The 13,721-nt window shown below is 44.7% G+C and carries 7 protein-coding genes and 3 rRNA genes; 2 read left to right on the top strand and 8 right to left on the bottom strand.

Annotation, left to right across the window (positions count from 1 at the left end):
* Positions 1 to 35 precede the first annotated feature (35 nt).
* Positions 36 to 581, top strand: coding sequence for a MerR family transcriptional regulator (locus RRU94_RS03880; RefSeq protein ID WP_251274793.1), 546 nt, complete (start codon positions 36 to 38; stop codon positions 579 to 581).
* 292 nt (positions 582 to 873) lie between these two features.
* On the top strand, positions 874 to 1,542 hold the full coding sequence (locus RRU94_RS03875; RefSeq protein ID WP_315691875.1) for a type 1 glutamine amidotransferase domain-containing protein: 669 nt from the start codon (positions 874 to 876) through the stop codon (positions 1,540 to 1,542).
* Between the two features lie 54 nt (positions 1,543 to 1,596).
* Here RRU94_RS03875 and rrf read toward each other — a convergent pair.
* The 8 genes from rrf to RRU94_RS03835 all read right to left on the bottom strand — a co-directional run bounded on the left by rrf (position 1,597) and on the right by RRU94_RS03835 (position 13,667).
* Positions 1,597 to 1,712 (bottom strand): 5S ribosomal RNA (rrf, locus tag RRU94_RS03870).
* Positions 1,713 to 1,789: 77 nt separating this feature from the next.
* Positions 1,790 to 4,722 (bottom strand): 23S ribosomal RNA (locus tag RRU94_RS03865).
* Between the two features lie 164 nt (positions 4,723 to 4,886).
* Positions 4,887 to 6,439: ribosomal RNA gene (locus RRU94_RS03860) — 16S ribosomal RNA — on the bottom strand.
* Together the 16S, 23S and 5S rRNA genes form the textbook arrangement of a ribosomal RNA operon.
* 769 nt (positions 6,440 to 7,208) lie before the next feature.
* Entirely contained in the window at positions 7,209 to 8,786 is a 1,578-nt protein-coding gene (locus RRU94_RS03855; RefSeq protein ID WP_315691874.1) for an FAD-dependent oxidoreductase, read from the bottom strand.
* Positions 8,787 to 9,018: 232 nt separating this feature from the next.
* Positions 9,019 to 9,861: an STAS domain-containing protein gene (locus RRU94_RS03850; protein ID WP_315691873.1), complete on the bottom strand. Its 843-nt coding sequence runs from the start codon at positions 9,859 to 9,861 to the stop codon at positions 9,019 to 9,021.
* Between the two features lie 440 nt (positions 9,862 to 10,301).
* Positions 10,302 to 11,147 carry an STAS domain-containing protein gene (locus RRU94_RS03845; protein WP_315691872.1) on the bottom strand — a complete coding sequence of 282 codons (846 nt, stop codon included), beginning with the start codon at positions 11,145 to 11,147 and terminating at the stop codon, positions 10,302 to 10,304.
* A 162-nt stretch (positions 11,148 to 11,309) separates the two neighbouring features.
* On the bottom strand, positions 11,310 to 12,578 hold the full coding sequence (locus RRU94_RS03840; protein WP_315691871.1) for an ATP-binding protein: 1,269 nt from the start codon (positions 12,576 to 12,578) through the stop codon (positions 11,310 to 11,312).
* A 306-nt stretch (positions 12,579 to 12,884) separates the two neighbouring features.
* Entirely contained in the window at positions 12,885 to 13,667 is a 783-nt protein-coding gene (locus RRU94_RS03835; RefSeq protein WP_315691870.1) for a hypothetical protein, read from the bottom strand.
* Positions 13,668 to 13,721 lie beyond the last annotated feature (54 nt).

Here is a 13,721-nt window from a genome sequence, read left to right as displayed (position 1 = left end):
GTGTTAAAACCTATCTTGAAAGGATGATACAAATCATGACTCAAACGAAAGAGCAAACTGTAGAAAATCCCGCTGAACACGTAGAGGAAATGCGTTTAACAGTAAAAGAAGCCGCTAAACAGGTCAATGAAAGCCCTGGTGTAGTCCGTAATTGGCTGAGGGAGTTAAAGGCTTATATTCCTACCGTTCAGGGAGACAATGGATATAACTATTTTGATGAGCCTGCTTTAAAGAGACTGCTGCTTATCCGCAAATTGAGCCGTGAACAAAACTATTCGATTAAACAAATTGAATATTACTTTGCTACAGGCGAAACGCAAATAAAACCCGAACTTGTCAATGAAGAACCAGCAAGTGGCATTCGGAAAGATTTAGCCGTCATTATGGAACGGATGGAACGGCAGGAACAGTTTAATCAAGCGCTTGTCAATAAATTAGACGAGCAGCAGCAATACATTAAGGATTCATTGAACAGGCGGGATCAGCTTCTTCTTGAATCTTTAAAAAATACGCAGGAAGCTAAAAAAGCAGAAATAAAAAAGAAACGCTTTTTCAAATGGTTTTCTAAAGAAAACGAATAAGGCGCTGTTTCCGCTTTACGCACATTCATTTTTATAAAAGTCCGCCCTCTCTAAAAAAGCGCTGTCCTTCAAGCAGAAGGACAGCGCTTTTTTTATCGTATTTGTTCACATAGCCGCTTTCTGGTGTAACCACGAAAGCTGTTCAAAAACCGGAGCAGAAATCCTACGCCATTCAGCTATTGAATTCCTTTGCTGTTTCTTTTTCCGTCTTGCACTCTAAATAATTGTTTAAAAAGACGTAGAAAGGATAACTTGTTTATGGAGAGTATGAGAGTAAAAGGAGGAACTAATCATGGCTAAAGTGTTAGCAGTATTATCAAGCGGGTTTAAAGATACAAAAAATAATTATGAAACCGGATGGTGGGGAGAAGAATTATTTGCCCCGATGGAGCTGCTTGAAAAAGCGGGACACCAAGTAAACTTAGCTTCTCCATTAGGCGGCAAACCCGAAATTGACAAACATAGCTTAGCGAAAGAATATGATCCTGAAGGGAAATATAAAACGTTATATGAATCCGGAAAAGCGGACCATACAACGGCTCTATCTGAAGTAAACCCCGATGAATATGACGCTGTGCTCATTGTAGGAGGCCATGGAGCCATGTATGATCTGGCTAAAAGTGAAGAGCTGCATCAAATCATTAACTCCATTTACGATAACGGAAATATTGTGTCTGCCGTATGCCACGGGCCCGCTCCTTTAATTTGGACAAAGCGCTCTGACGGCAAAAGCATCATTTCCGGCTTACGTGTCACTGGGTATCCGGAAGCCATGGAACCAGAAGGTCTCCCAGATATTCTGCCGTACAGTCTTGAAGGAGAAATGAGAAAGATCGCTGACTATACATCAGAAGAAAAAGTCGTATGGGGAAATAAACAGCTGTTGACCGGACGTGATCCCTTTTCTTCCGAAGCATTGGGAGAAGAGTTAGTCAAAGCTCTAGAAGAAAGAAACAAGTAAAGATTTTAACAGAAAAAACAAAAAGAGGACAGCTTTCGCTGTCCTCACTGTCTTGCCTGGCGGCGTCCTGCTCTCACAGGGGGAAACCCCCAACTACCATCGGCGCTGAAGAGCTTAACGGCCGTGTTCGGGATGGGAACGGGTGTGACCTCTTCGCTATTGCCACCAGACTATATATGGAACAAAATTGTTCCTTCAAAACTGGATAATCTCTGTAAAGTAACGGCATACCGTGCCATTGTTAATCTTGATTAAGTCCTCGATCGATTAGTATTCGTCAGCTCCATGCGTCACCGCACTTCCACCTCGAACCTATCTACCTCGTCATCTTCAAGGGATCTTACTTACTTGCGTAATGGGAAATCTCATCTTGAGGGGGGCTTCATGCTTAGATGCTTTCAGCACTTATCCCGTCCACACATAGCTACCCAGCGATGCCTCTGGCGAGACAACTGGTACACCAGCGGTGTGTCCATCCCGGTCCTCTCGTACTAAGGACAGCTCCTCTCAAATTTCCTGCGCCCGCGACGGATAGGGACCGAACTGTCTCACGACGTTCTGAACCCAGCTCGCGTACCGCTTTAATGGGCGAACAGCCCAACCCTTGGGACCGACTACAGCCCCAGGATGCGATGAGCCGACATCGAGGTGCCAAACCTCCCCGTCGATGTGGACTCTTGGGGGAGATAAGCCTGTTATCCCCGGGGTAGCTTTTATCCGTTGAGCGATGGCCCTTCCATGCGGAACCACCGGATCACTAAGCCCGACTTTCGTCCCTGCTCGACTTGTAGGTCTCGCAGTCAAGCTCCCTTGTGCCTTTACACTCTGCGAATGATTTCCAACCATTCTGAGGGAACCTTTGGGCGCCTCCGTTACATTTTAGGAGGCGACCGCCCCAGTCAAACTGCCCGCCTGACACTGTCTCCCACCCGGATTACGGGTGCGGGTTAGAATTTCAACACAGTCAGGGCAGTATCCCACCAGCGCCTCCACCGAAGCTGGCGCTCCGGCTTCCAAGGCTCCTGCCTATCCTGTGCAGACTGTGCCAAAATTCAATATCAGGCTGCAGTAAAGCTCCACGGGGTCTTTCCGTCCTGTCGCGGGTAACCTGCATCTTCACAGGTACTATAATTTCACCGAGTCTCTCGTTGAGACAGTGCCCAGATCGTTGCGCCTTTCGTGCGGGTCGGAACTTACCCGACAAGGAATTTCGCTACCTTAGGACCGTTATAGTTACGGCCGCCGTTTACTGGGGCTTCAATTCAGACCTTCGCTTGCGCTAAGCCCTCCTCTTAACCTTCCAGCACCGGGCAGGCGTCAGCCCCTATACGTCGCCTTGCGGCTTTGCAGAGACCTGTGTTTTTGCTAAACAGTCGCCTGGGCCTATTCACTGCGGCTCTCTCGGGCTTGCACCCTACCAGAGCACCCCTTCTCCCGAAGTTACGGGGTCATTTTGCCGAGTTCCTTAACGAGAGTTCACTCGCTCACCTTAGGATTCTCTCCTCGCCTACCTGTGTCGGTTTGCGGTACGGGCACCTTACATCTCGCTAGAGGCTTTTCTTGGCAGTGTGGAATCGAAGACTTCGGTACTAAAATTCCCTCGTCATCACAGCTCAGCTTTAATGGAAACGGGATTTGCCTCATTTCCAGCCTGACTGCTTAAACACGCGTATCCAGCTGCGTGATCTCCTATCCTCCTGCGTCCCCCCATCACTCAAACGATGCTTGGTGGTACAGGAATATCAACCTGTTATCCATCGCCTACGCCTTTCGGCCTCGGCTTAGGTCCCGACTAACCCTGAGAGGACGAGCCTTCCTCAGGAAACCTTAGGCATTCGGTGGAAGGGATTCTCACCCTTCTTTCGCTACTCATACCGGCATTCTCACTTCCAGGCGCTCCACCAGTCCTTCCGGTCTGGCTTCACAGCCCCTGGAACGCTCTCCTACCACTGACACCGAAAGGTGTCAATCCACAGCTTCGGTGATACGTTTAGCCCCGGTACATTTTCGGCGCAGAGTCACTCGACCAGTGAGCTATTACGCACTCTTTAAATGGTGGCTGCTTCTAAGCCAACATCCTGGTTGTCTGGGCAACTCCACATCCTTTTCCACTTAACGTATACTTGGGGACCTTAGCTGGTGGTCTGGGCTGTTTCCCTCTTGACTACGGATCTTATCACTCGCAGTCTGACTCCCAAACATAAGTATCTGGCATTCGGAGTTTGTCTGAATTCGGTAACCCGGGATGGGCCCCTAGTCCAAACAGTGCTCTACCTCCAGTACTCTTCGTTTGAGGCTAGCCCTAAAGCTATTTCGGAGAGAACCAGCTATCTCCAGGTTCGATTGGAATTTCACCGCTACCCACACCTCATCCCCGCACTTTTCAACGTGCGTGGGTTCGGACCTCCAGTGAGTGTTACCTCACCTTCATCCTGGACATGGGTAGATCACCTGGTTTCGGGTCTACGACCTCATACTCATGCGCCCTATTCAGACTCGCTTTCGCTGCGGCTCCGCCTTATCAGCTTAACCTTGCATGAAATCGTAACTCGCCGGTTCATTCTACAAAAGGCACGCTATCACCCGTTAAAGGGCTCTAACTACTTGTAGGCACACGGTTTCAGGATCTCTTTCACTCCCCTTCCGGGGTGCTTTTCACCTTTCCCTCACGGTACTGGTTCACTATCGGTCACTAGGGAGTATTTAGCCTTGGGAGATGGTCCTCCCGGATTCCGACGGAATTCCTCGTGTTCCGCCGTACTCAGGATACACTCAAGAGAGAAGAAGATTTCAGCTACAGGGCTGTTACCTTGTACCGCGGATCTTTCCAGATCGCTTCACCTATCTTCTTCCTTTGTAACTCCGTATAGAGTGTCCTACAACCCCAAGAGGCAAGCCTCTTGGTTTGGGCTATGTCCCGTTTCGCTCGCCGCTACTCAGGGAATCGCGTTTGCTTTCTCTTCCTCCGGGTACTTAGATGTTTCAGTTCCCCGGGTATGCCTCCTCCTGCCCTATGTATTCAGGCAGGGGTACCATCCCATTACGGATGGTGGGTTTCCCCATTCGGAAATCTCCGGATCAAAGCTTACTTACAGCTCCCCGGAGCATATCGGTGTTAGTCCCGTCCTTCTTCGGCTCCTAGTGCCAAGGCATCCACCGTGCGCCCTTTCTAACTTAACCTAAAATGGCGATTACTCGGTATTGCTTGGTGTTACTTTACGATATTATCCAGTTTTCAAAGAACAATCATGTTTGTTATAGAAGGAATTCATCCTTCAAAACTGAACAAAATAACGCGTCAACGTGTGTGAGAACCAAGTTCTCACTTCCGTAAATATCCTTAGAAAGGAGGTGATCCAGCCGCACCTTCCGATACGGCTACCTTGTTACGACTTCACCCCAATCATCTGCCCCACCTTCGGCGGCTGGCTCCCGTAAGGGTTACCCCACCGACTTCGGGTGTTGCAAACTCTCGTGGTGTGACGGGCGGTGTGTACAAGGCCCGGGAACGTATTCACCGCGGCATGCTGATCCGCGATTACTAGCGATTCCAGCTTCATGCAGGCGAGTTGCAGCCTGCAATCCGAACTGAGAATGGTTTTATGGGATTGGCTAAACCTCGCGGTCTTGCAGCCCTTTGTACCATCCATTGTAGCACGTGTGTAGCCCAGGTCATAAGGGGCATGATGATTTGACGTCATCCCCACCTTCCTCCGGTTTGTCACCGGCAGTCACCTTAGAGTGCCCAACTAAATGCTGGCAACTAAGATCAAGGGTTGCGCTCGTTGCGGGACTTAACCCAACATCTCACGACACGAGCTGACGACAACCATGCACCACCTGTCACCGCTGTCCCCGAAGGGAAAGCCCTGTCTCCAGGGAGGTCAGCGGGATGTCAAGACCTGGTAAGGTTCTTCGCGTTGCTTCGAATTAAACCACATGCTCCACCGCTTGTGCGGGCCCCCGTCAATTCCTTTGAGTTTCAGCCTTGCGGCCGTACTCCCCAGGCGGAGTGCTTAATGCGTTAGCTGCAGCACTGAGGGGCGGAAACCCCCCAACACTTAGCACTCATCGTTTACGGCGTGGACTACCAGGGTATCTAATCCTGTTCGCTCCCCACGCTTTCGCGCCTCAGCGTCAGTTACAGACCAAAGAGCCGCCTTCGCCACTGGTGTTCCTCCACATCTCTACGCATTTCACCGCTACACGTGGAATTCCGCTCTTCTCTTCTGCACTCAAGCCTTCCAGTTTCCAATGACCCTCCACGGTTGAGCCGTGGGCTTTCACATCAGACTTAAAAGGCCGCCTGCGCGCGCTTTACGCCCAATAATTCCGGACAACGCTTGCCACCTACGTATTACCGCGGCTGCTGGCACGTAGTTAGCCGTGGCTTTCTGGCCAGGTACCGTCAAGGTACGGGCAGTTACTCCCGTACTTGTTCTTCCCTGACAACAGAGTTTTACGATCCGAAAACCTTCTTCACTCACGCGGCGTTGCTCCGTCAGACTTTCGTCCATTGCGGAAGATTCCCTACTGCTGCCTCCCGTAGGAGTCTGGGCCGTGTCTCAGTCCCAGTGTGGCCGATCACCCTCTCAGGTCGGCTACGCATCGTCGCCTTGGTAAGCCGTTACCTCACCAACTAGCTAATGCGCCGCGGGCCCATCCTGCAGTGACAGCCGAAGCCGCCTTTCAAAAGGAAACCAGGAGGTTTCCAATATTATTCGGTATTAGCCCCGGTTTCCCGGAGTTATCCCAATCTGCAGGGCAGGTTGCCCACGTGTTACTCACCCGTCCGCCGCTAACTTGAACAGAGCAAGCTCTGTCAAGTCCGCTCGACTTGCATGTATTAGGCACGCCGCCAGCGTTCGTCCTGAGCCAGGATCAAACTCTCCAAAAAAGTTTGACTTGCTCATTTGTTTCTATAAAGATGACGGGCATCTTTATAGAAGTTTAATTCTTAAAACGTTAACGTTTATTTTGTTCAGTTTTCAAAGATCAATTTTCTTTATTGTCGTTTCCGACAGCTAAATAATCATATCATGCATCAACTTTTAAGTCAACAATTTTTATCAAAAATATTATTTTAATAAATCATTATTGTGACTCAAAATTCTTTAACTTTACTATACCGTTAACACGGAAGATAATCATCATAGTACATCTAATACATAAAGTCAATAACATTTTTTCGTTAGTAAACTATATTGAAATAATTAAACCAAATGAGTACATGTTATTAGTTTAGGTTTCCGCAGAAGCGACGTTTAATAATATAGCATGTTTATTTTTCTTTATCAATAAATTTTTTCGTTTTTTTATTCCCTTTTCAGGTTTTTATTTCTGACAAGGAATACAACGACAATAGCTGTATGTTTGAATAAGGATCAGCCTGCGTAAGATACTACTGCTTATAATGATCTCTTTCTTCAATAAAGCTTGCTGAAGTGATTAAAAAAAGCCCATAAACCCGTCGATTTTCCAAGTATATTGTCTATGTTTGAAACACATTTCTGGCTGGATTTGTTCTCTTCTCAACAATGACGATAAAAACATTTTGAACATAACATTTAAAATAAAATAAGAAGCCCTTATGCTCATCCTAAAATTAAGGGCTTCTTTATTTATTATAGAAGCTGTTTAATTTTTTGATTCAAATTCGTATTATCTCAATATCCCGAGTCTTCTGAGGTGAGATTGTCCAGCATGCGGTGATCGTGCCGCTGTAATGGCTTTTCGGCCGGCCCTTCCACTACTTCTCCTGTATAAGAAAACCGAGAACCATGGCACGGACAATCCCACGTACGATCCCCGCTGTTCCACGCAACTTCACAACCAATATGCGTACAGGTTGTATCGACAATATGCAGATTTCCTTCGGTATCCCGATATGCCCCTTTACGGTGTCCATTAATTGTAATCGCTGCTCCTTCATCATTAGCCAAATCCTCTACACTTTTCGTCGGTTTTTCTAGTTTTCCTTTGATTAAATGACCGACCACATCCGCATTATCCAGCAGGAAGTTTTTTAAGCTCGGATGGGCATAAAAGCGTGACGGCGAATATAAATCTTCATAAGGATTTGATTTTTTCTGAACGATATCCCGGAATAAAAGCGCAGCTGCCGTACTGTTGGTCATTCCCCATTTCCTGAAGCCGGTCGCAATTAAGACATTTGATACTTCCGAAGTGATTTGGCCGATATAAGGAATTTTATCCAGCGTCACTAAATCCTGGGCTGACCAGCGATAAAGAACATCCTCGATTCCTAAAACATCATCTCCGAATTGTTCAAGCGCGTTGTAATAGTCAATGGTGTCTTTTCCTTGGCCCGTTTTATGGTTTTCTCCTATAATCAGTACCATTTCTTCTCCATTGATTGTCACAGAGCGCAGGGAACGGGCGGGCTCTTCAACATTGCAGTACATTCCGCCTGGATAAGACTTTTTTGTTTTAGCCGCAAGAACGTAAGAACGGTCTGCATGCATTCTGGTTGAGTAAAGCCCGGTCCCTTCGTAAAAAGGAAAATGAGTGCAGGCAAGAACAAACCTACCTTGAACACGAGATTCTCTGCGGGTGAGAACAGTTGGATACTCTCCTGTCTCAATATTCACGCATGCCGTATCTTCAAAAATCAAACCGCCCTTGTTCGTAATATCCTCGACAAGATGAGCGAGGTATTTTAATGGATGAAATTGAGCCTGGTCTTTCATGACGAGTGCTTTTTTTACATCCATTTCAAAAGGAATACGATCAACCAGGCCGCCGTTAATACCAAGACGCTGATAAGCTTCTGCTTCTTTTTCAAGTTTTCGTGTATACTGGTCTGCCGACGTGTACAGGTACGCATCTTGTATACGGAAATCGCAATCAATTTGATGTTTCTCTACGGTTTCTTGAATAAAGCGAAGCGCTTCCGCGTTGGCCTCATAATATAATTTGGCTTTGTTTGTTCCAAAATTGTGCATAAATTCGTCGTAAATCAATCCATGCTGAGCAGTGACTTTCGCGGTCGTATGCCCAGTTGTGCCATTTAGCAATTTTCCTGCTTCTAAAACGACCACTTTTAATCCTTCGTTCACTAAAAGATAAGCAGAAGTAAGGCCGGTGATTCCACCGCCTACAATTACAACATCTACAGAGAGATCCTCTTCTAAACGAGGAAACGCCGGCAAATCAACGGAATCTCTCCAAAATGACTGCGTATCCCCCGGCAGCTTCCCATTCAGCCTCTTATTTTGCTCCACTTAAAAACCTCCATTTATGATTTCAATTATACGGCCAGCCGGCTGGCTGAGGTTCACTTATTTTGCTTGACCATTCCCCTATAGGTTGCCATTTTTTCCATTGATATATACATAAAAGGAGCTACTGAGAAAATACATGTAAAGAAGCTGCTTTGGACATAAAAAAGAAGCTGCTTTGGACATAAAAAAGAAGCTGCTTTGGACATAAAAAAGAAGCTGCTCTGCAGCTTCTTTATAAAAGACCAAAAGACTCATTTAAGTCTTTTAATGCCTGTTCTAAATTGGATTTGATTTTTAATTGGCCTGTATCAATGCCTAGATTTGTCATCGTTTGGGCTACTTCCGGCCTGATGCCAATTAAAATGGTTTCTACACCAAGCAGTCCCAGCGCTTTTTCGATTTTAAAAATTTGATCTGCGACCATGGTATCAACGACTAATACACCCGATAAATCAAAAAGAAGATGGGACAACCGCTTTTCAGAAGCTTTCTGCAGCACTTCTTCCATTAAAAGACGCGCTCTTTCCGTATCGATATTTCCAATAAGTGGCAATACAGCCACTCCTTTTGCGAGTGGTACAACGGGTACGGATAATTCTAGAAAAGCGCGTTTTGAATTTTCAAGGGTTTCTTCGTGGCACTGAACGTAGGCAGAGCTGAATGCATAAACGGCTTGATCTAAAAGCGGGTCTAAAATAGAACCTACCTTTAGTGACGTGGCCAGCGACATATCGTGATTCAGCATTTCCTCCCCCAGCACTTCCCAAATACAAGTTCGATAATAACTCGTTCCTTTTAATGCTTGATCTAACGGAATACCTAAATCACATACGCGCTTGCCTGTTTCTTTTCCCCATTTTAAAAAAAGCTGGCCCCCTGTGTCTGCATCAGCTTCCTGAAGAAGACTTTCCCCGAATAACTTGACGAAATTCGCCCGGATGTCGATGATTTCTTTTTCAGTCATCGGGAGTTTTTGTGCTGCTGCTTTGTTGATTACTTTCAAATGTACCCGTTCGGCAATTTGATATTTTTTTTCTAAAATTTTCTCCCCCAGAAGTTGCAACTCGTTCTTCATTTTTTCCTCCAAGACCTTATGTATTTGCTGCATGTATAGATATATACCCAATTATGAAAAGGCTTCAATCCTTTTTACTCTTAAATTACACTCCGCTAATAAGCTGTAATTTGTCGCTAATAAAACTGTTGTTGTGTTTTTGTGGGTTCAATTATATCGTAAAAAAGCTGATTCGAAGGACTCAACTTTGCGGGGTAGCTGCTCACTTAACTGAGTTTATTCAACGTTAGAGCTGTCCAAAAAGTTATGTACTTGAAGAGCAAATGACAAACAGGCGGAAGGCCCGCTTAACAAACCGTTGATTTACAGACAGCAAAAATTATTCTGTCTAGTGCTCAAAAAAAACAGGAGAAATGGAATTTATTTTCCCACTTTAAAAATTCGAAAAGGCAGTTTACCTCAATAGAAAAAGGACCGCCATATAATAGCGATCCCTTTGTTTAGTGAAGGTTCTTTGGGTTATAATTCAAAGCCCTCGATAACGTTGAGGTAACCGGAATTTTATCAAAAGAAAGCCCCAATTGCACGGCCGTCTGTGCAACCTCAGGGCGAACTCCTGATAATGTTGTTTTTACACCGATCAGCCCTAGAGATTCATGCAATTGAAAAAGCCGCTGGGCGACTTCTCCGTCGATTGCTACTACTCCGGATAAATCAATGAAAAGAACATCTATGTTTTTTTGCGCACACTGCTTTAACGTTTTTTCAATGATAAACTTAGCCCGCGAATGATCAATTTCTCCCACAAGCGGAAGCAGCCCTGTTGTTTCGTTAAGAACGATGACAGGCGCGCTTAACTCATAAATCATTTCCCGGTGGGCTTGATAATTTCTGGCTAAAATTCGGTTATGCTCCTCTGTGAACACGGTTGTTACTTTATCCATGGTGTCGATAATCATCTCATTCCATTGATCAACGTCTTCTTGAGAATACTCATCCTTATGCAGTGATGCAAATTCTTTTACAAGTTTCAGATATTCGCCGCGAGTTCTATACAACTCTCTTAATACTTCATGGAGTGGAGTGGCTAGATAGCTTGGATCACTGGCGAGCTCCATCACCCATTCCTTAAATGATTGGACAGAAGCCTGTTTTTCTTCTGAGAATATCTGAAAAAAATAATGGTGCAATTTATAATGCTGATTTTTTAAAAGCTGCACATGTTCAGCCGTAGCAGAAGCATAAATCCCGGCAGAATCCTCTTTCTCGAGTGCTGCGTACCAGTCTTCTGTTAATCGGTCTGTTTGACTCATTAAATAGTGATAAAGATCTTTCCATTGTTTCAATGGCCTTTCCTCCTGCCAGCCTGAAAGTTTAAAACTTTTATCGTTATTCTATCGCAAACAGCCCCTTATAGCTATTGAATTTACCCTTTGGAGCGGCGACGCCATTTTGACCAAAAATTCGCTTTATTCACAACAGGAAAGGCATACATTGACGGTGGCATTTTAGGACATCTTAACAGCAATAACCGGCAATATAATAGAAAAACAGGTTCCTTTATGGATCTCACTTCTTACTGTAATGCTCCCGCCCATACTTTGAATAATACTAAATGAAACCATTAACCCTAATCCCGTTCCTTTTTCTTTCGTTGTAAAATAAGGTTCGCCAAGACGATCGATCTGCATTTGGGTCATCCCTTTTCCGGTATCAGAAATGTTGATACAGAGACGCTGGACCTCATACTCTATTTCGATGAACATTTCCCCGCCGCTTTCCATCGCTTCTATTCCATTTTTCATGATATTAATGAGAGCCTGTTCTAATTTTTTTCTTTCACCTAGCACATGGAAGGACTCATTTTCTTTAAAGCTCAACTTAATATTGACGCTGTTCATGTTTGCTAAAGGCGTAAGAATATTCACGACCTGGTGAATCTCTTGATGTACCAGGATTTTCTCCATTTTTTCAGGTGTAGGCTTAGCGAAGGTTAAATAATCATTAATAATGTCTGTCGCTCTGTCCAATTCTTGAATCGACAGCCTGATATACTCTTTTGTTTCTGGAGAAATCGAACTCTCATGTGATAACTGCATAAATCCTCTGCTGGCTGTCAGCGGGTTTCTTACTTCATGAGAAATACTCGCAGCAAGGTTACTGACAATGTCCAGCTTTTCTGCTTTTATTAATTTTTGCAGGACATCAAGATTTGTTTTAATGACTTCCCAAATAGCTGTAGCAATCCACATACTTACAATGTTGAGTAAAAAGTAAACAATCCACATATTGGTTGTTAAAGAAATATCCGAAACCTTTATGGCAGCAAAGTAAGTAAGCAGCATAGAAATAAAAACCAATAAAACGCTTGATAGTAACTTTTGTTTTAAAGGCATCTTTATGTAGTATTTAGAGACAAGAGCAGCTAATATTGCCATCGCAGTATAAGACCAAAGAGTCACATAAAAGCCGCTTCCCCCTACAAAATAACGGATTAAAAGAAGAGCCGCCAGTAGAAGAAAACCATTTTTGGGTCCCGTATATAAGAATCCCAGCAGAAGAGGAACTCTGCGAAGATCCCATGTAAACCCATTTCCGAATGAAAAGGGGAAAAACATGCACATCGCTAAGGAGATCAGCAGGAAGATGACAAACCAGGTGTCTTTAAACCTTTCAAAGCGGTATGAATACTTCAATAAATAAAACATTTGCATTAAAAACAAAGGAAGCAAAACAAATAGAAAATTAATGAGTAAGTCCTTCGTTATCAATTCCATCGATGCACCGCCTATTGAACACATAAGGAAATCGTTCATATAATTTTCCTAAGCATAATCTATTTGTTCTCACTCCCGCAATCTTCTTTTTAAAAAATCTGGCTCGTTTTAACAATATTCAGAGATTTTCCATGGTGAACTGTTAAATGCTTTAGATGATGAATAAAACAACTATTTCTACTTACCAAGAAAAAGAAAACCCCTGGAAGCCAGGGGTTTTCTCATCCTTTATCGGTTGTTTGCCAGGTATGTGGGTTGGCAAAAGCTTTTATTTATTTATTTATGTTACCAAACATTCTACTGTTTTTATGGTAATACAGTATCTCCTGCCGTTTCATCTGTTTCCACTGCCGGAGCAGTTCCCTCATACGGATCTTCAACTACTGGAGCTGTTGTTTCATCTGTTTCTTCTTCAGGAGTTGTGGTTTCAGTTGTGTCTTCCTCAGGAGCCTCTGTTTCATCCGTTCCCTCTTCTACTGGAGCTGCGGGTTCTTCCACTGTTCCTTCTTCAGGAGTTATAGTTTCAGTTGTGTCTTCCTCAGGAACCTCTGTTTCATCCGTTCCTTCTTCTACAGGAGCTGCAGGTTCTTCCACTGTTCCTTCTTCAGGAATTTCTACTTCTGGCGTCTCTGGAACGATTTCGATCGTGCCTAATAGATTCTGAGTGTCTAAGACCTGCGTCACCACATCACCAATCTTGTTTTCTACTTCTATCACTTCAGGTGCATCTTCCCCGGATTTTTTCGCTACTGCATTCAATTGGTTGGTCGCTGCGTTCGTCCGGTTAAGCAGTGAATTCAACTGGCTCAAATACCCATCGTACTCTTCAGATGTCAGCGTTTCTGTGCTTTCGAGTCCAGAAACGACAATGGCGAGTTCACTTTCAATGGAAGATACTCTTTTTTCAATAGGATTCAAACGGTGTAAAATCGAACCTCCGCTTTTTTCTTTTGCAGCTGCTTCTGTCCCTACGGACGCCTGCACGGCTGTTTTAACGTTTGCTGCCTCCGCGTCTGCCTGCGCACCGAAAGCCAGGCCAAGGGCCAATGCTGGAGCTGTTGCTTTTAAAAGTGGTTGTTTGATTTTCATACTTTTCCTCCTTGTAAGGGTTACTAGATCTTACAAGATACGTTATACCATCTT

This window comes from Domibacillus sp. DTU_2020_1001157_1_SI_ALB_TIR_016 (assembly GCF_032341995.1).
GTDB classification, from domain to species: Bacteria; Bacillota; Bacilli; order Bacillales; family Domibacillaceae; genus Domibacillus; species Domibacillus indicus_A.
The sequence above is the reverse complement of the archived record's forward strand: the minus strand, read 5'-3'. Positions and strand labels throughout refer to the sequence as shown.